Origin of the sequence: Photobacterium sagamiensis (assembly GCF_050337085.1) — a bacterium.
GTDB lineage: Bacteria > Pseudomonadota > Gammaproteobacteria > Enterobacterales > Vibrionaceae > Photobacterium > Photobacterium sagamiensis.
Genome location: NZ_JAKJSP010000066.1, coordinates 20,079 through 38,674, shown reverse-complemented (window position 1 = coordinate 38,674; position 18,596 = coordinate 20,079). Strand labels below are relative to the sequence as shown.

Annotated in this window: 14 protein-coding genes and 2 tRNA genes; 4 read left to right on the top strand and 12 right to left on the bottom strand. The window is 45.4% G+C overall.

Going from position 1 to position 18,596, the window contains the following annotated elements; genetic code table 11:
- Positions 1-4: 4 nt before the first annotated feature.
- The 5 genes from L4D76_RS24895 to uvrY all read right to left on the bottom strand — a co-directional run bounded on the left by L4D76_RS24895 (position 5) and on the right by uvrY (position 3,612).
- A tRNA-Leu gene (locus tag L4D76_RS24895) sits at positions 5-91 on the bottom strand.
- An 80-nt stretch (positions 92-171) separates the two neighbouring features.
- Positions 172-245 (bottom strand) — tRNA-Cys (locus L4D76_RS24890).
- 271 nt (positions 246-516) lie between these two features.
- The gene (pgsA, locus tag L4D76_RS24885; protein WP_318924560.1) at positions 517-1,074 is read right to left on the bottom strand and encodes a CDP-diacylglycerol--glycerol-3-phosphate 3-phosphatidyltransferase; all 558 of its coding nucleotides are present in this window, start codon (positions 1,072-1,074) and stop codon (positions 517-519) included.
- Positions 1,075-1,132: 58 nt separating this feature from the next.
- On the bottom strand, positions 1,133-2,902 hold the full coding sequence (uvrC, locus tag L4D76_RS24880) for an excinuclease ABC subunit UvrC (protein ID WP_428443558.1): 1,770 nt from the start codon (positions 2,900-2,902) through the stop codon (positions 1,133-1,135).
- A gap of 65 nt (positions 2,903-2,967) precedes the next feature.
- Positions 2,968-3,612 carry a UvrY/SirA/GacA family response regulator transcription factor gene (uvrY, locus tag L4D76_RS24875; RefSeq protein ID WP_428443557.1) on the bottom strand — a complete coding sequence of 215 codons (645 nt, stop codon included), beginning with the start codon at positions 3,610-3,612 and terminating at the stop codon, positions 2,968-2,970.
- Positions 3,613-4,406: 794 nt separating this feature from the next.
- On the opposite strand from uvrY, the gene xdhC reads away from it, so the two are divergent.
- From xdhC to L4D76_RS24860, 3 genes are all read left to right on the top strand, one after another.
- Positions 4,407-5,225 carry a xanthine dehydrogenase accessory protein XdhC gene (xdhC, locus tag L4D76_RS24870; RefSeq protein WP_428443556.1) on the top strand — a complete coding sequence of 273 codons (819 nt, stop codon included), beginning with the start codon at positions 4,407-4,409 and terminating at the stop codon, positions 5,223-5,225.
- Positions 5,226-5,762: 537 nt separating this feature from the next.
- Positions 5,763-7,268: a cytochrome-c peroxidase gene (locus L4D76_RS24865; RefSeq protein ID WP_428443555.1), complete on the top strand. Its 1,506-nt coding sequence runs from the start codon at positions 5,763-5,765 to the stop codon at positions 7,266-7,268.
- Positions 7,269-7,548: 280 nt separating this feature from the next.
- A complete protein-coding gene (locus L4D76_RS24860; protein ID WP_428443554.1) occupies positions 7,549-7,842 on the top strand; it encodes a hypothetical protein in 294 nt (97 codons plus the stop codon).
- Positions 7,843-8,083: 241 nt separating this feature from the next.
- Here the strand turns inward: L4D76_RS24860 and L4D76_RS24855 are convergent, their stop codons facing one another.
- From L4D76_RS24855 to L4D76_RS24845, 3 genes are all read right to left on the bottom strand, one after another.
- Positions 8,084-9,562, bottom strand: coding sequence for a sulfatase family protein (locus L4D76_RS24855; RefSeq protein ID WP_428443553.1), 1,479 nt, complete (start codon positions 9,560-9,562; stop codon positions 8,084-8,086).
- 94 nt (positions 9,563-9,656) lie between these two features.
- Positions 9,657-11,180 carry a sulfatase family protein gene (locus L4D76_RS24850; RefSeq protein WP_428443552.1) on the bottom strand — a complete coding sequence of 508 codons (1,524 nt, stop codon included), beginning with the start codon at positions 11,178-11,180 and terminating at the stop codon, positions 9,657-9,659.
- An 888-nt stretch (positions 11,181-12,068) separates the two neighbouring features.
- Positions 12,069-12,971, bottom strand: coding sequence for a DMT family transporter (locus L4D76_RS24845; RefSeq protein WP_428443551.1), 903 nt, complete (start codon positions 12,969-12,971; stop codon positions 12,069-12,071).
- Between the two features lie 109 nt (positions 12,972-13,080).
- On the opposite strand from L4D76_RS24845, the gene L4D76_RS24840 reads away from it, so the two are divergent.
- Positions 13,081-14,508, top strand: coding sequence for an aminotransferase-like domain-containing protein (locus tag L4D76_RS24840; protein WP_428443550.1), 1,428 nt, complete (start codon positions 13,081-13,083; stop codon positions 14,506-14,508).
- Positions 14,509-14,549: 41 nt separating this feature from the next.
- Here the strand turns inward: L4D76_RS24840 and L4D76_RS24835 are convergent, their stop codons facing one another.
- From L4D76_RS24835 to L4D76_RS24820, 4 genes are all read right to left on the bottom strand, one after another.
- Positions 14,550-15,413, bottom strand: a complete 864-nt coding sequence (locus L4D76_RS24835) for a TPR end-of-group domain-containing protein (RefSeq protein ID WP_428443549.1) — start codon at positions 15,411-15,413, stop codon at positions 14,550-14,552.
- 158 nt (positions 15,414-15,571) lie between these two features.
- A complete protein-coding gene (locus tag L4D76_RS24830) occupies positions 15,572-16,681 on the bottom strand; it encodes an ABC transporter permease (RefSeq protein WP_428443548.1) in 1,110 nt (369 codons plus the stop codon).
- Positions 16,678-17,604 (bottom strand): ABC transporter ATP-binding protein, encoded by a 927-nt coding sequence (locus tag L4D76_RS24825; RefSeq protein ID WP_428443547.1) that lies wholly within the window; start codon positions 17,602-17,604, stop codon positions 16,678-16,680. Before L4D76_RS24825 ends, L4D76_RS24830 begins: the two co-directional genes overlap by 4 nt.
- Positions 17,597-18,568, bottom strand: a complete 972-nt coding sequence (locus tag L4D76_RS24820; RefSeq protein WP_428443546.1) for an HlyD family secretion protein — start codon at positions 18,566-18,568, stop codon at positions 17,597-17,599. Before L4D76_RS24820 ends, L4D76_RS24825 begins: the two co-directional genes overlap by 8 nt.
- Between the last annotated feature and the right edge of the window lie 28 nt (positions 18,569-18,596).

Below are 18,596 nucleotides of genomic sequence, written 5' to 3'. Positions count from 1 at the left end.
TAGATGGTGCCCCGGGCCGGACTTGAACCGGCACAGCGCGAACGCCGAGGGATTTTAAATCCCTTGTGTCTACCAATTCCACCACCAGGGCACGCAATTCTTGATTGCGATGGTTAGACACCATCTTTAAATAACGATCTGCCAATGTTTCTAATCGTTATTACAAAATAATGGAGGCGCGTCCCGGAGTCGAACCGAGGTACACGGATTTGCAATCCGCTGCATAGCCACTCTGCCAACGCGCCATTACTTCGTAGAAGTAAACAATCTTTCGATTGCTAACCGCTTAACAAGTCTCCCCGTTGCGGTATGGCGGCCATTCTACAGATTCCATTTATGCTGTCACTAAAAAAATGCACCAAACAAGATCGTTCGATTACATTTCAGCCAATGACGGCAAAAATAAACCAAACTGCAGATTTACTCAACAATTTCATCGCTTTCACACTGTTTAATACGTAATAAAAAAGCGGCCGACTGGCCGCTTTGATATTAAATTCGCGATGTTTTTATTGATCAGTGGTTTTCTGCATTTAATAAATCACCTTTTGCTGCTTTTAAGTATTGATACATTGACCAATACGTCAGCACCATAGCGACATAGAGAGATGCATAACCCAACCACACGATCCATGGGTGCGGGTGCCAAAGTAGCAACAGTAATGCAAACATTTGTGAAGCCGTTTTTACTTTGCCCACCCAGGAGACGGCAACACTTGCACGCTTGCCCAGTTCAGCCATCCACTCACGCAGAGCAGAAATAATAATTTCGCGCCCAATCATAGTGACGGCGGGTATAGTGACCCAAATAGAATGGTAGTCCTCAACCACTAACACTAACGCCGTTGCCACCATTAACTTATCAGCGACAGGATCAATAAATGCTCCAAACCGGGTGGTTTGATTCAACTTACGAGCAAGAAATCCATCAAACCAATCAGTTAAACCGGCAATAAAGAAAATTAGCGCTGTTGCAAATGCAGCCCACTCATACGGCAGATAAAACGTAATAACGAAGAAAGGAATGAGGATCAGTCTGATGAAACTCAAAATATTAGGGATTGATAAACGCATAGTTTTTAGTTCTTATGATTAAATACAGTATCACTACAGATACAAGAGTGCCGCAAAGCTAGTGATGTTGCAATGCGTCATATATCTTTTCTGACAAAGCCTTACTAATACCTGGCACTTTAGCTATTTCTTCTTTGCTCGCTCGTTTTAGTTCCTGCAAACCACCCATGAACTTCAATAATGCCTGACGGCGTTTAGGGCCAATGCCTTCAACATCTTCCAACGCACTGCGCTTCCTGACTTTAGCACGTTGTGCTCGGTGCCCACTGATCGCATGATTATGGCTTTCGTCGCGAATATGCTGAATTAAGTGCAAAGCGGGTGAATCACCTGACATTGAGAATTCTTCACCCGTGATAAAGACCAGGGTCTCTAGGCCAGGTTTACGGCTTGTCCCTTTAGCAACACCTACCAGTAAAGGTTGCTTAGGCCATTCATCCATAAAAGGTTTTACTACATCATACGCTCTTGATAGCTGACCTCTACCCCCATCAATAAAAATAATATCGGGAATTTTATCGGGATCCATCTGTTTACCGTACCGACGTTCCAGTACCTGGCCCATTGCGGCATAATCATCACCGCCGGTAATACCCGTGATATTGTAACGACGGTATTCCTGTTTTAACGGCCCTTCCCGATTGAAGACCACGCAGGAAGCAACTGTCTTCTCCCCCATGGTATGACTGATATCAAAACATTCCATTCGATTAATCGAATCAATCTGCAACGTTTTACGTAATGCAGCAAAACGTTCCTGAATCGTCATTTTATGATTGAGCTTACTGGTCAACGCCGTCATAGCATTTGTCTGGGCCAGTTTTAGATAGCGCGCACGATTACCACGAGGATTAGTTTTAAGTTCGATATTACGGCCAGCCATTTCCGATAAGGTATCGGCAATCACTGTCACCTCATCACCTAAGCTTTTACCCAGAATAATCACCGATGGAATAGTGCGCCCCTCAGCCTGATTAAGATAAAACTGGGTCACAAAGCTGGAAAGCACTTCCGTCACATCGGCATCAGTCGGCATTTTCGGGAAGTAGCTCCGGCTACCCAGTATCTTACCCTGCCGAATATACAAGGCGTGGATACACGCCATGCCATTCTGATGGGCGATACCGACAACATCGAGATCATCTTCGTTATCATGACTGACAAACTGTTGTTCCTGAATCCGGCGTAATGCCTGGATTTGATCGCGGAAAACTGCTGCTTGTTCAAAATTGAGGCTCTGGCTCGCCAGCTCCATTTTTTCAACTAAAGAAGCGATAACCTGACGATCTTTTCCTTGCAAAAACATCCGCGCATAACCAACCTGATCCTGATACTCATCTTCGCCGATCAGCCCCTTAACACAAGGCCCCAGGCAACGACCAATCTGGTACATCAGACAAGGGCGACTACGGTTAGCATAAACAGAATCTTCACACTGACGAATAGGAAACAACTTCTGCATCAAATGCAGGCTTTCACGTACTGCCCCAGCGTCAGGATATGGGCCGAAATATTCGCCTTTACGTTTTTTCGCCCCGCGATGAATAGAAAGACGCGGGTGGCGATGGTGACTCATGAAGATATAAGGATAAGATTTATCATCACGCAGTAGTACGTTGTACTTTGGCAGATACTGCTTAATGTAATTATGTTCAAGGATCAGCGCCTCTGTCTCGGTATGGGTTACCGTGACATCGACCTTACGGATATTCTTGACTAATGCCCGGGTCTTTTCACCAGCGACATTGGTACGAAAGTAACTCGACAGGCGTTTTTTGAGGTCTTTTGCTTTTCCGACATAAATGACCTCACCAGCGACGTCATACATCCGGTAGACGCCAGGCTGGTGAGTAACTGTCTTCAGAAAACTTTTGTTATCAAATGCATCTGACACTACAACGTCTCTGCGTCCAACATCCCGTGGCGAATAGCGAGGTGGGTAAGCTCTACATCACCGCTAATGTCTAATTTACTGAATAAACGGTAACGGTAACTATTAACAGTTTTAGGGCTTAAATTGAGTTGCTCCGAGATGTCGGTAACCTTCTGTCCCTTCGTGATCATCATCATGATCTGAAGTTCACGTTCTGAAAGCTCTTTAAAAGGATTTTCAGAATCAGGTGCAAACTGACTTAACGCCATTTGCTGCGCAATCTCAGGCGAAATATAGCGCTGCCCGCTATTAACCATACGAATAGCATTGACCATCTCATCCGGTCCAGCACCTTTGGTAAGGTATCCGGCGGCACCAGCTTGCATCACTTTCGTAGGGAAAGGATTTTCGGTATTAATTGTCAGTACAATAATCTTAATATCGGGATTGAAACGAAGAATTTTCCGGGTCGCTTCCAGGCCACCGATGCCTGGCATATTCATGTCCATAAGAATGATATCCGCATTTTCACTACGGCACCATTTTACGGCGTCTTCACCACTGTCGGCTTCCCCTACCACTTTTATACCACGGACATCTTCAAGAAGACGTCGGATCCCTGTGCGAACCAGTTCGTGATCATCTACAAGGAATACATTAATCAAGCTGTATCTCCAATATGATTTGGCTCTGCACCCAGCCGGAATTGGCAGGATAGCTGTTACTGATATTACCCAATTTTACCCTAACTTGAAATCCGAACACATACGGATTCTGCGTATTAGCGCAAATTTTCGAATAAACTTAATACTTGACACTATAGAGCCAAGTGTCTTTTTTACACACTTCGAGATAAAAAAGCATAAACAGCAGTATTTACCATACATATAAAAAAATAAAGATAAAAATTCAGAATATCCAATCAGTTATATTGCTGACAGATAAAGTAACCTAGCCGCCCACAGCATAACCAGCAACTTATTGTATGTTCAATCAGTAAATTATCTCAAAATATTATCAATCGGAAGGTATAAATCACCTCTATTGACATAATTACCAATAAAGCTCATACAAACAATACATTATATTTTTATTGTTCAAAAAATAACCACCTGAAATATTTCTTCTCTCATATCTAGCTAACCATACAATTTCAGCTCATTGTGTCCAAATTTCATCTCATTCTTCCGTCGTTAGTAACAACGAATAAAAAGCCAGTTAGCAGACCTGATTGGCATTTTATTCGCTGTAAGGTGACGGAAATCATAAAACATCGCCTGATGGAATCTGCCAGCTCACATTTTAAAATCAGTGAAGAAGACGTCATCTTCAAAGGTGGTATTGTTAATGTTCACAATGCCTTAATGCCGATCGATTTCCATACCCAGCCATTTTATATCTTGCCAACGGCTGAGCCTGAAACAACATTCTGCATGCTGCTGACAAATAGGAGTTTGATATGTTTAACGATAACTGGATTCACGAACTGGCCAAGCTAGAAGAGAAAGGCGAAGCCTGCGTGATGGTCACGGTGTTGGAAGACAAAGGATCGGTTCCGCGTGATGCGGGAACCAAAATGCTGGTGACCCGTGACAATCTTGTCGCCACCATTGGCGGTGGTCACCTGGAGCATCTGGCAACCAAAATGGCACGGGAAATGTTGTTAATCGGTGACAGGCACCTGAAAGTAGAACGCTTCAATCTCGGAGCCAGGCTGGGCCAGTGCTGTGGTGGTATGGCTACGCTCAGCTTCGAGCCTATTGGCCAGCAACACAATCATTTAGTATTGTTCGGTGCCGGTCACGTCGCCAAAGCGCTGCTTCATATCGTGGCAACCCTGCCTTTTAAAGTGACCTGGATTGATGAGCGTGAGAAGGAATTTCCGGATCATTTACCCGCCAGCATCACAAAATTAGTCAGCGATGATCCAGTAGCAGAAGTGAAGCATATGCCAGCCAACAGTTACTACCTGGTAATGACACACAACCACCAGCTTGATTTCGATCTGGCCAAAACTATTCTTAGCAGAAACGATACCGCTTACTTTGGCATGATTGGTTCAGAAACCAAGCGTAAGAAATTTGATTACAGATTAACAGAGCGAGGATATGACCTGGCAACCATCGAACGTATGGTCTGCCCCATCGGTATCGCTGCGGTGAAAGGAAAACACCCTGCCGAAATTGCCGTCTCTGTTGCCGGTGAGTTGATAGCTCACTATCAGGGCGAACCACTTGAACAAAAGCGTCCAGCTATTGAAATCCAATCTCAATCCTGAAAAAGTTTCAACCCAAAACATAGCGTTAATCTGTTAACAGATTCGAGAGTAAGATTGCAGAATCTGACAGATAAAAAGGATGAAAAAATGGCATCTGAAAAAGTTAAGTTATAAAATTTCAGGTACTTTATTCATATCTCTCCCGGCGAATACATCCAACATGAAACAAGCTCTGCAACTTATAACCGCTTGATCCCAAGTTCAAATCTGGATCGGCTGCCGATACAAAAAGGCTGAGGCGGTTAATTATCAATGAAGGACATAAAGCTAATGGTATCCGGTGCAGAGGCATACGCCCCCCCTCTCATATAGCCATATAGTCCACTCGCGCAGTGCCGTTATCTCCACCAAAAACATACCCGCCATCTAACGGCATCAGTGTGTCTCAAATTACAACAAATGAGAAAACAGAAGCCAAATGTCGGTTCTATATTCAGAATGTTGCTTGCCATCGTTAGCTAGGACTTTGAGCGTAAGCGAGGCTGTTACTTCATGTTAAAGCCAAACTGAATAATTACATGTGTAAGGTATGACAATATGACTCAGTTGATGTTTATAAAACCAACAAAGAAAAAAAGAATGACCCAAAGAAAAACAACGACCATATTAGCATCGGTCGGGTTAGCCTTTGCCGTGTGCCTCTTTCCTTGGCAGGCTGAAGCTAAAAATAATCCTAATGATGAACTCGAACTTACCTACCTGGAGGAGTTTGGAAAACGGCTGTTCTTTGAAAATATCTCAGATCCAGAGCGTATGTCGTGTTCCACATGTCACAGCCCCAGTGCCGGCGGTACCAACGGCCATTCCGGTACAAACCTCAAACAAGTGGCGGTAACCGGCGCAGATCCTAATGGTGAAAATGGTAAACCCTCAAATCCTGGAACACCTAATGCGGGAGCCCTAAAGCCGCCCACAAATAAGTATGCACAATTCCTCAACAAGAATACTGGAGAAGTCAATGGATTACCGCCTTTTGGTGATTGCTCTTCACCTTCATCAAAATGTGGGGGTGCTTTCTGGAACGGTCGTGCGAAAGGGGATTCAATCAATCCCGAAGGTGGCATCTTCGCTGATTTGAACGGTGGAGATTACGAAAGTGATATGTACATTCAGTATCTTGGACCAGTCACCGATCAGGCCCATGCCAGTCCCTTCATCAATCCTGTTGAGCAGGGTCATGACGATAAGACAGCCGTTTGCCAGAATGTAGCAAAGACAAAATGGGGCGCCGAGCTATACAAGTTTGCCTGGAATAAAGAGCTCAACTGTGATCTGGACAAGGACGGTATCGATATAGTCTTTGCGAGGTTCGCCGTCGCCCTGGGCGCGTGGCAAATGTCTTATGAAAACAATCCCTTCAATTCCAAGCGCGATAACGCGCTGAAAAATGATGACGATGAATTATTCCCATTAGATGATTTTACTGAACAAGAAAATCTTGGTCATGATCTGTTTTATGGCGTAGCTGCTGACCGTGCTGATCTGGGATTTGGACAGGCTCGATGTTTCTTTTGTCACCTAAGTGATAACAGAGACGGTACCGGGGAGTTCGAACGTTACACCGATGACAGTTATCACAACATAGGCGTTCCCAGAAACTATGAGCTTCCAGGTAGCCCTCTGCCTAATGAAGGCCTAAGTGCGACAACGGGAGATAAAGTAAACCATGAAGGTCTTCATAAGACCCCGACCCTGCGTAACGTTGATATGCGGCCCGGCAACGGCTTTGTCAAGGCCTATACCCATAACGGCTGGTTTAAGAACCTGGAGACCTTGGTTCATTTTTACAACACTGCAAGTATAAAAGACCGGTGTGATGCAGATATCACAACAGCAAAAGATGCATGGGCAAATAACTGCTGGCCGGTTCCTGAGTTTGAAGACACCTCCGCAATCGGTTTTGTTCTCGGGAATTTAAAATTGACCCCTGATGATGAAGCTGCCATCGTTGCCTACTTGAAAACGCTGACCGACACATCCGTCGTCAAGCTACCAAAGCCATACAAGTCAGCGCCATACGACCATACCCGGTTAAGCCATTAACTGTAATGTCCTGATTGGTACTTACCTGAAATAACCCGATAGTCGCCGTTTTTTATTGACTATCGGGTTACATTCAACACTAAGCATAGGCAGCTAGATGATGGCGTTTCAGCTTTCTTCCCATAACCATTTTGTCTGATAAACAAGCTGTTTAATAACTAGCTTTTTTGTATTAACGACGGGAATATTTTGAAATAAAAGAGGTCTATACTAAAAGAGGTAGCGTTAATAATAATCAGCCGAGTTATATGCTGCCATCTCTTCAACTGGAGGATACAAAATGAAAGTACTATTCGCCATTATGATGCTCTCCCTGTCAGGCTACGTGTTTGCATATGGGGGCGGAGGAAGTTACGGCGGCAACCCTGCTGTCTCAACAGGGGCTGTAAAGAATGTTAGCTCTGTTTGTCTTAATAAAGACGGAAAAGCAATTGCTAAATCTCATAGCCTGAAGCTAAGCCGTGAATGTTCACTCACCGGAGTGACTACCATTGATTTAACCAACTATGACAATTTCTACGATAATAAACCCAAAAATGAAACGCTTGCCGATATAAGAAGGATGAAATACTAATCAGCATATTTTCAAGCATCTCCCCCTTTTATTACTCTGTTCCCTAACTGAATCGAGTAGGAGGAGGCGTCACAGCCTCCGTCCTCTCACCACTTGTAATGAGTGGTGAGTGGTGAGGAGTTCATAGCTCCGCAATCTAATTGTGAAACAACCGACACATACGCAATATATCTCTTACTTCGTTTAAGGTAGTTTCAATCAGATAAAAAATTCAAAATTGGTATTGTGCCTGTTTTTCGTTTTACTGTTGTTGCTGCTTTGAATTTATCTCCGCGTTAAATTGCTTTACGCTTCTTATGTTGCCGTTTTCAAAATGAACATTACGGTTTCTAGCCGTGCGTCCATATGCATTTTGGGGTAATTGGCTATCCCAAGCATCAAATTGGTTTTGTAAATCTTGTGCTATTTTAGGATTAAGATTGCTCACATCAAGGTATTCACCGGGATCATTCACCACATTAAATAGACGTATGGTTTGTGGCCCACTTTGGTCGTTCCATGTTAATTTCCAGTCACCATTTCGTATGGCGTAGTCATCATCACGACGCCAATAAAGGGTTTTATGCGGTTCTTTTCCTGTTTTCCCCGTTATATGAGGCAATAGATCAACGCCGTCGAAAGCAAGTCCTTCGGGTGGATTAGTCACACCTGTTCTGGCTAGCATTGTCGCGGCTATATCTAAATTTATGACTGGCTTATTGTAGGTAGCCCCTTGAGGAATTTTATTCGGCCATCTCATGATAAATGGAACACGAATACCGCCTTCGTAGGTATCGCCCTTAAAACCATTAAACGGCCCAGGATTTGACATAACTGTTTGACCTCGTTGCTTTTTTCTCGGTTTCTTCAATCCTTGCCCGCGAGGGCTGCCATTATCACTCATAAAGAAAACCAACGTATTTTCATCCAGCCCTTTGCTTTTTAGTGTCTCCATGACTGCGCCAACACCATCATCCATGGCGAGTAACATACCCGCGAATAGCTTTCTTTCGTCGTCTGCTTTTACATCTTTTAAACGATCCAGATAGCGCTGGGGAACTACCCATGGGTGATGTACTGCGTTATATGCTAAATAAAGAACAAAAGGCTTTTCAGCAGAACGTTCGATAAAATCAACTGCTTCGTTAGTAAACATTTCCGTCAGGTAGCCGTCTGAGTTTTGGATCGGTGGCTCTATCGCAAAGTTACGGTAAATAGGAGATTGCCACTTTTTCCCGCCTTCCTTGCTATCAGACCAGTCGTAATCGTGCGAACCGTTAAGAAAACCATAATAAAAATCCGCTCCCCGATTAACCGGGTGTCCACCTTTGTCACCCAGGTGCCATTTGCCAATAACCCCCGTTGTATACCCCTGGGATTTCATCATCTCCATGAATGTTGGTTGAGATGTTGGGATAGTTGCCCCGTTGCCGTTGCCGTAATAACCCAACCGCTGTTGATATACGCCAGTAACCAAGCCTGCGCGTGAAGGGCCACAAACTGATGCAGAAACATAGGCTTGAGAGAATTGTGTTCCCTGTTCGGCGAGTTTATCTATATTTGGAGTTCGTATATCATCATAGCCATGGTAACCCACATCTCCCCATCCCTGATCATCGGAGTAAATAACAACGACATTAGGCATGTCTTTATTGCTTGATGCATCAGGTGTAATGCTTGTTTCCCCACCTTGGGCCATTGCAGTGTTTAATAATAAAAGAGATATTACTATTTTTTTCATTTCAACATTCCATTATAAAAATCAGACTGCTTTTCGGCAGCAGCTTTCGCTGCTGCCGTGTATTTCTCATTGCCCGGTGAGGCTCAATCACCACTTAGTGGCTTTTCTTACCTCCACTCAGTTGACGGTGAACCTTTTTCTTCTTTCTAGCTTCAATCTGCAATTCAGCGGTGCGGCTAACCAGGAAGTCGGTATCTTTCCGCTTGGCGAACAGCTCGAGCATAGGATCGTTAAAGTCTTCCATGTGCTTTAACATTATGTCTTCCATCAGCTTCTGCGGAGATTGGTATTTATCATTGTCGGCAAGGTTTTTCTTGGCATCAGGATCCGTGCGCAAATCGTAAAATTCCGTCACTGTCCGGTTAAGGAAGAAGTCAACACGTTCTTTGATGGCTGGATCTTGGTCTGCCAGCTTCTTCATTGCCTTGAATGCTTTACTGTTGTTTGCAGACGTTTTGTAGACACGACCGCCAACGGCCCAAGGGTTGAAGATATACAGCCAGTCTTCATTCTGGACGGCGCTCATTGGATAAATTCGGCTACCGGCATTTTCGTGGTACTGGGTAAAAACATAATCTCGATCTGATTGCGAGTTCCCCTTCAACAGCGGTAAAAAGCTACGGCCATCAAGCGAATCAGGGACAGCGTTTCCGCTTGCCTCAATCAAGGTCGGCATCAGATCCACCATGGAAACAAAGTGCTGATCGTCGACAGTGGGTTGAATTTTTCCTGGCCAGCGAACAAAAAACGGTGTGTGGTTACTATTGCGATAGACGTTGGATTTTGCAAAAGGAGCCGCAATACCATTATCAGATAGGAAAAGAACAATAGTATTGTCGCTCACACCCGTCTCATTAAGGGTCTCCATCATCGCTCCGACCGTATCATCAAGGCGTTTTACCGAACTGAAATATTGTGACAGTTCAGTCCTGACCGCAGGAAGGTCAGGTAAAAAGCTAGGCACCTGGACTTCATCCGGACGGTAAATCCGTGACGGACGCTGTTTTCCACCTTTTTCGTAATTGGGGTTGTCGACAAAATATGGACGATGGGGATCATGAGAGTTAGCCATCATGAAAAAGGGTTTATTTTCTGATTTAGCCGATTCAATGAATGCGGTCAGGTGTTTCTTGTAGAGTTTTGGACTTCGACCGCTGCCAATATCCTGTTTATCTTTGTTGTAATCCCATACGTAGTCATCGACATATTTGGGAGTTGAGTGATTAACCTTGCCAAGAATTCCCACGGTATAACCGTTATCTTTCAGTTCTTCTGCCAATGTCGGGATCTGCTGGGTCGTGGGATAAAAACCGACAATACCGCTATTTTGGACATAACGTCCGGTAGCCATTACCCCACGCGAAGGTTCACAAACAGACACAGTAACAAAGGCATTGTTGAAACGGATACTTTGATTGGCAAGGCGATCAATGTTTGGGGAGATATCGGGGACAGTTGAACCCGTAATGCCAAGGGAGCCGTAATCCATATCGTCGGCGGTGATCAGCAAAATATTAGGCGGGGTTGTCTGCCCCAAAACGGGCTCAGTCGCAACGGCAGTTTGTGATGCTGCTGAAAACAGCAGCAACATCGCTGTGGTTAAATGATTTTTTTTCATAGTGGTATTCCGTAACTGGTTGAATATGATTTAGAAATTTGTACCTAGCCTAGCTTTTCTACTCGTGAGCGCGCCGAACAACATCTCTTTTTGTAGAGGAATAAATTATCAATGATGGTCTTATAGCTGTACGTGGCCTTACCGTTGTATTTCGGTAAGGTGCTAAATTATAGTCACAGGCAATATAAACGTTTCAACAAATGTCCACAATACCCACCAAAATTTGAAAAAAACCATAAGTTGCTCACAATCCCTGTTGGATGGCAGGTTTTACGAGAAAGATGCTTTTTGAAAAAATGTCATAAGGTTGACTCTCATCACAATTACGAAGCATGATGTAACAAAACCTATCCAGAAAATAATTATCTTTGGTTTAAAAACCTAATAATTCATAGTGTTATTCTATGATCTTCCTTCCAGATCTTCTTCTACATGCACTGAAGGGAGTGTGGGTAAGCAAGTCTGTTCATTATTTTTACCCACCTTATTTTTGCTGTTTCACTCGATCATGAAAATAATCAATGAGTTGTCGGTGAATTAATTGCAAAGGCAAGGTAACAAAACAAACGGGGATCACATTCTTTGCTTAAAGATTATTGACGACAACAGGGTTTTCAATCAAAATATAGAAACGTTTCAACAAGGCAGCTCGTAAATATAAGGAATGAGATAAAAATAGACTCCCTGACACGCTTTTGAGGCTTCTAGATGGTTTATTTCTGTCCAGTGAAAAGTAGAAGGGGTTGTTGCAAAAAATTCTGAGCTTTGCCCGAGTTTTTTGCAACATCTCCATGTTCTAACCTAGCTAAGTTGTTTTTGATTTGCATTTAGATCACGCCGCTCATTGTTGCGGCTTTTTTTTGTCTCAAGACCCGTGCTTTCAACCATTCACCCTTCTACACCGACACCTTCCTGGCTTACAAGCTTTTCTTTAGGCTTTCGGACCACCAGGTAAACAGCACACGCAGCAAGCGCGAAACCGATGATGCCGAAGGTATCGAATTCTTCACCGAAGACTAGCCAGGCCTGGAATGCCGTCATCGGGGGTACAAGGTAAAATGTCGACGCCACTTTCGACGATTCACCGTGTCTGACCATGTAAAGCAGTAACAAAATCGCAATCACAGACAGCACGACCACCAGCCAGCTAAGGGTAAAAATAAACTCTGTTGTCCATTGGACCGCCATGGTTTCAGTCGTCATCGCCACAGGCAGGAACACCAATGCTGCAGCCGTGTATTGCCATACCGCACCGCCGATCATATCGACACCCTGACAGAATTTCTTTTGGTACAAGGTGCCCAGCGTAATTCCTAGTAGAGCTAACACGACAAAGACATAAGCGGCTTCGCGGTGCCCTTCCTGCTGCCACTCCATGTTACCCTGTAACACCATGGCAATCCCAACAAAGCCAATCAACAAGCCAAGCCACTGTGACGATCTGAGTTTTTCATTACTGAAATTAACCAAAATCACCGCTGTCAAAATTGGCTGCAAACCCACTAACAGCGAACACAAACCAGCGGGCATACCGAGTGAAATTCCCTCGTAGGTTCCGCCGAGATAAAAACCATGAATTAACAACCCCGCTATCATCGAATGGAATCCCTCTTTTCCCCTAGGTAAGCGGGCTCGAAGTAACACCATCAGCACTACAAACACGGTTACATTCGCCAGCATCCGCAGTAGCAAAAATGTCGCAGGCTCGGCATATTCCAAACCGAATCGGGCGCCGATGAAACCTGAACTCCACAGCACCACAAAAATAAAGGGAGCAAAACGAGCAAGCATAAAAACCTCTGTTCTTTTTATATCTTTCCCATTACTTTATGAGGGTACAGCATGATTAAAAAGGCACAGTTATATCTATTTTTCAGGGTACAGATTGGGAGTTCCCGACGTGAGTGTGAGCAAGAAGTATCAAGAGGTCGAGGCCTACATTACACAACGAATAGAAAAAGGCAGCTATCAGCCCGGTGACAAACTACCTTCTATCCGAGCATTGAGTGACAAGCTTCAGGTCAGTAAAAATACTGTGATCCGTGCTTATCTGGAGCTGGAAGCGAGCCAACTCATCACGCCTCAACCTCGTTCGGGTTACACGGTTACATCCCCTCCCGACGCTTTGCCCTTAGTTACCAGCGAACCCATTTATGTCGATTTAATGTCACTGAGTAAATCCATACTGATTCAGCCACTTGAACCCCACTTGATGCCTGCAGGCTCTGCCCACCCTGATACTGACTTCCCGGCGATACGCTCTCTCTATGCCGAAATCGGCCGCCATAGCCGTTATCAAACGAATATTCCCAGCCATTATCAATTACCGCCAGGTAACGAAACGCTTATTAAGCAGTTGGTGCACATCAATCAGGAACTTGGCATCATCACCTCGCCTCAGGAAATCCTTATCACCCATGGCGCACAACAGGCTATCAGCCTGAGTTTGCAGGCACTGACTCAATCCGGTGATATCGTACTGGTTGATTCTCCCTGCTACTTTGGCACCCTGCTCTTGCTCGAATCTCTCGGCCTGAAAGCATTAGAAGTACCCGCGCACAGTGTAACGGGGATTGACCTGCTGGCATTGGAAAAAGCCGTTGAACAATGGCCGGTAAAAGCGATTCTGATCAACCCGAGTTATAACAACCCGACAGGACATCTGCTGTCAGAGCCAGCCCGGAAAGCACTGCTTAAGATCACCAGCGGCATCCCGATCATTGAAGATGACGTATTCGGCGGGCTCTCTTACCAAAAGCGACCGCAAACATTAAAAGCTCTCGATAATGAAGATCGGGTGATCTACTGCAATTCGCTGTCCAAGACCTTAGATTCAAGGCTGCGTATTGGTTGGGTACTGGCGGGGAAATACCAGCAACAGATTGAAAAACGTCTGATGAGCGACAACATGGGTAGCCTGAACCTGATGCAATCTGCTGTTGGTGATTTTCTGAAAACCGGAAAATATCGCCAGCATTTAAGTAAAATCAGGCGCAGCTACCGTACCAATCAACGTGAGTTTTATACCCAGCTAACCCAAGCGTTAGACAGTTATCCATGCTTAAAAGGTAATTACCACTTATCACAGCCGGAAGGCAGTTTCCTGTGCTGGCTGACCTTACCCGACAATGCTGACGGTTTCGCTATTTATCAGCAAGCAGAGGAAGCTGGGGTCAGCCTTCTGCCCGGCGGTATGTTTAGTACTCAAGATCAATACAATCACTGCATTCGGTTAAGCTTTGCCACCTTCAGGGCCAACAAAAAATGGCAGGAAGGGATCAAAGTGCTGGCGGAGATTATTGCTAACCAGCTAAAACCAGACAACTAATAACATTTGCACCTGCCTGTTCGGCAGGTGCAAAGCCGACATTAATCGACACTGGCGATGAGTAATTCAAATCGTTCATTGCCTCTCAGCATTTCAAAATCCGCTTCCTCTGCTGCTAATTCACGCAATGATGCACTCCCTATAATGGCACGTTCCAGATCTGAAATTGCCTGCTCTTCAACACCAAGGCATGAATAGGCACAAGCACGCTGATAAAGAGCATGGGCGTTGCTATCATCTACTTCTAACACGCGATTACACAAACTTAGTGCCCAGTGGAATTCTCGTATTTCCATCGCGGCATCCGCTTTATAGGTCAACGCTTCAAGATCACCAGGACGTATTTTCAATACCTCGTCGTAAACTTCCATCTTCTGCTCTGGTGTTTGCAAACTCTGTGCACGTAACCAGAGATTATGTACTTCGTTGATTATCTCTATTTCTTTGTTATTTTCACTGATATTCCGGGTTTTACGCTTCAAATCGCGCTCTAATATCTGAAACTTTTTCTCGTACTGTTCAGCAATTTCTTGTAATTTCTGATCGGCATCTTGTAGCTGTTGTTCGGCCATTTTTTTGGTATTTGTGCGAAGTTCTCGCAAAGACTGCCAGCCAATCATCGCAATCAAAGACGCCACACCCGCGATGATGTAGAAAAAGTAAGTAACTGTGACATTGGCATAATTCAGTGATTTATCGGCAACGGCAAGCTCACGATCCGTAATGCTCACAACTAAACGCCGTTCCAAATCCTGCTGATCCGTTCGCAGCGATTTAAGCTCATCGAGAACATAACGTTCCATCAACGGCTTATCGTAAATACTCTCTTCAGAGTACTTTTCTGCAGCCAGGCTGGAAAATGATAAGCATGCCAATACAAACGCAAGCAAAGTAGTTCGAAGCATAATGAGCCCTATTAAAAATGACGATATCCAGTAGCAACCGCACCACTGTCGACACCCTAACAAATTTAAACCCAGGTTATCCATGCCTAATGACATTTTGTGGGTTACGTCTTTGATAACTCAACACTTGATATGCGTGCAGTTACACAAACAAATAATCAATCGAGACTCTTTTTAAACCGCTGCGATGCGATCAGCAGGCCGATAATGGTAAAGCCCATCAGCCAGACCGCGTCACGCCACAAATCAACCAATTGGGCACCGCGCAGCACAATCCCGCGGATCATTCGCATAAAATGGGTTGCCGGCAGAATTTCAGATATCCACTGCGCAGCTATCGGCATTGCTTCATAAGGGAATATAAAACCCGACAGCAAGATTGACGGCAAAAGAATGAAGATCGTCATCTGCATCGCCTGCAACTGAGTCTGGGCAATGGTTGAAATCACTAACCCTAACGTCAGGCTGGCGGCAATAAACAACAAGGTTCCCAGTAAGATCTGCGCCACCGAACCGTTAATCGGTACATTAAAAATATAATGTCCCAACCCGAGAATAATCCCAACCTGGATCAGACCAACAAAAATATAGGGAATAATCTTACCAATCATCAATTCCAACGGATGCACTGGTGTAGTGATCAGCAATTCAAGATTGCCCCGCTCCCGCTCTCGCACAATGGCCGCCGAGGTAAACAATATCATGGTCATTGTCAGGATCACCCCCAATAATCCCGGTACAATATTCACCGCAGAGCGCCTTTCGGGGTTATACAACAAGGTCACTTCAAAGGTGGATAGTCCTGCAGGCTGATAGGTTATCAGCTCTTTCAGCGGCATATTTCTCAGCTGTAACAAAGCGGCGCTGATCATCGTATCGGAACCATCCACCAGCCACTGCCCGACGATACGGTTCTGTACGATCCGCTGAGTTAAATCCGCTGGCAAAATTAACGCACCGCGAACCGTTCCCTCGTTTATCGCCCGCTCAGCTTCATCTACGGTCAGAAACACATGCTTCACCGTCACCACCTGGGTGGCTTTTACTGATTCGGTAATGACTCGCCCGGCAGCGGAGTAACTCTGATCAACGACCGCAATCGGAATGTTCCTGACATCGGTGTTAATGGCATAACCAAATAACAATAGCTGGATCAACGGGATCATGACCACCATGCCAAAGGTGACACGATCACGAAACAACTGCCGTATTTCTTTAACCATTATGGCTTTCATACGGAACAAACCTGTAGGAATAAACCGATTCATTGCCGTCCCTCCCCCGTACAGGTTACGAACACATCCTCAAGGCTCGGACGCGCAATGGTCAGCTCTGCTTTTTCCAGAAGGGAAAAACCTGCACGTAGCCAGCCAACCGGATCATTGACTTCCTTTCGAACCAGCACACGCAGCCGGACGCCTAACTGGGCCGCTGAGCGCACCTCTGGCAGCTTGATCAGAGTCTCTTTTAACTGACGCAGATTTTCTGTCTGAATTTCTACGACAGTGACACCCATGTTAGTCATCAGTGCTTCCGGTGTATCATCAGCGCGTATCACACCCGACTCCATAATCGCCAGGGCATGGCAGCGTTCAGCTTCATCCATATAATGCGTGGTCACCAGAATCGTGGTGCCCTGATCGCTTAAATCAAACAGCTGCTCCCAGAACTCGCGACGGTTTTCCGGATCGACCGCAGAGGTTGGCTCGTCAAGCAACAACATCTTCGGCTGGTGCATGGTGGCTGCGGCCAAGCCTAGTCGCTGCTTCTGGCCACCACTGAGACTGCCTGCCCGTTGTTTTGCCCGTAAACCTAAGCCATAAGTGGAGAGTTGTCCCTCAATGCGGCGATTTAATTGTTTGCCCGGCATTCCGAAGATCTGACCGATAAACTGGAGGTTTTCTTTTACCGTCAAATCATCATAAAGCGAGAACTTCTGGGTCATATAGCCGATACGTAAGCGCAATTGTTCTGCTTGTCGTGGAATAGACAACCCCAGTACTTCAACCGTACCGGATGTCGGACTCAGCAGCCCGGTTAACATCCTTAGTGTTGTCGACTTACCGCAACCATTCGGACCGAGGAAACCGTAAATGCTGCCTTCAGGCACAACCAGATCAAGCCCGTCGACAGCGGTAAAATCACCAAATTTTCGGGTCAGCTTATTGGCAATAATGACATTGTCACTCATCCGGCATCTCCACTTGAGCAGGTACACCTGCAGGCAGGTTTCTGGCTTCGTCAGATAGGTCAATTTCTGCCAGATAAACCAGCCGTGCCCGATCTTGTTCATTTAACGCAAAATAAGGCGTGAATGCGGGCTCAGTTGACACCCATCGCAGGGTTCCCTGAAAGCTATCCTCAATGCCATCGACATGGACAATTAATCTATCCCCCGGTTGTAGCTTCACCCGGTAGGGTTCAGGTACATACACCCGGGCATACGGTACGGTATCAGCCTGAATTGTGGCCACAATGCTGTTCTTCGGTACACGTTCACCCTCGTTATAGGGCAAACTGTCGAGCACCCCGTTGCGTGTGGCAACCACAGTCAGATCATTGAGGATCTGCTGTTGCAGCTGCACTTCTGCATGCGCCGATGCCAGTGCAGCCTGGGCTTGTTTGATATCTTCGGGTCGTTCGCCGTTGGTCAGCCTGGTGAGTTTTTCTTTTGACGAGTCGTAATCTGCCTGAGCCGCATCTCTTTGTGCTCTGGCTTTGTCTTTTTCGGCAAAACTGGCCAGCTTCTGCTCAACCAGTTTACTCATCCGTTTATAGGTTTTCCGCGCCTCAATCAGCAGCGCTACAGCGCGTTCCAGGTTTGCCTGAGCCGCTGCGATATCTTCTACCCTTTCACCATTGGTTAGCCGGAGTAAGTAAGCGCCCGCTTTCGCTTTCTCAGCCTCTGCACGGGCAAGAACAGCACTTTGCTGCATGGTATCCAGTTTCACCAGCACATCGCCCGGCTTTACCTGCGACCCTTCTCTTATTGGCAGTTCCCGTACGATTTCATTCGCTGTCGCGGTGAGAGTGACTCTGTCACGCTCCAGTATGCCAAGAGCCTGATGGGCACTGTTATTGTCACAAGCAAAAAGTAACGTCACCATGCTTAAAACAAGTAAGGGAGATAATATTCTGTGACGAGATAATGCCATCAATTCTCTTTTCATCATATTCTGCCCG

Bases quoted from the DNA above. Each gene is read 5' to 3' on its own strand.
- pgsA (WP_318924560.1), bottom strand. From the start codon at position 1,074: ATGCGTTTATCAATCCCTAATATTTTGAGTTTCATCAGACTGATCCTC.
- L4D76_RS24835 (WP_428443549.1), bottom strand. From the start codon at position 15,413: ATGCTTCGAACTACTTTGCTTGCGTTTGTATTGGCATGCTTATCATTT.
- uvrC (WP_428443558.1), bottom strand. From the start codon at position 2,902: ATGTATGACGTCGCTGGTGAGGTCATTTATGTCGGAAAAGCAAAAGAC.
- L4D76_RS24845 (WP_428443551.1), bottom strand. From the start codon at position 12,971: ATGCTTGCTCGTTTTGCTCCCTTTATTTTTGTGGTGCTGTGGAGTTCA.
- L4D76_RS24855 (WP_428443553.1), bottom strand. From the start codon at position 9,562: ATGAAAAAAATAGTAATATCTCTTTTATTATTAAACACTGCAATGGCC.
- L4D76_RS24825 (WP_428443547.1), bottom strand. From the start codon at position 17,604: ATGAGTGACAATGTCATTATTGCCAATAAGCTGACCCGAAAATTTGGT.
- L4D76_RS24830 (WP_428443548.1), bottom strand. From the start codon at position 16,681: ATGAATCGGTTTATTCCTACAGGTTTGTTCCGTATGAAAGCCATAATG.
- L4D76_RS24820 (WP_428443546.1), bottom strand. From the start codon at position 18,568: ATGGCATTATCTCGTCACAGAATATTATCTCCCTTACTTGTTTTAAGC.
- L4D76_RS24860 (WP_428443554.1), top strand. From the start codon at position 7,549: ATGAAAGTACTATTCGCCATTATGATGCTCTCCCTGTCAGGCTACGTG.
- L4D76_RS24850 (WP_428443552.1), bottom strand. From the start codon at position 11,180: ATGAAAAAAAATCATTTAACCACAGCGATGTTGCTGCTGTTTTCAGCA.
- L4D76_RS24865 (WP_428443555.1), top strand. From the start codon at position 5,763: ATGACTCAGTTGATGTTTATAAAACCAACAAAGAAAAAAAGAATGACC.
- xdhC (WP_428443556.1), top strand. From the start codon at position 4,407: ATGTTTAACGATAACTGGATTCACGAACTGGCCAAGCTAGAAGAGAAA.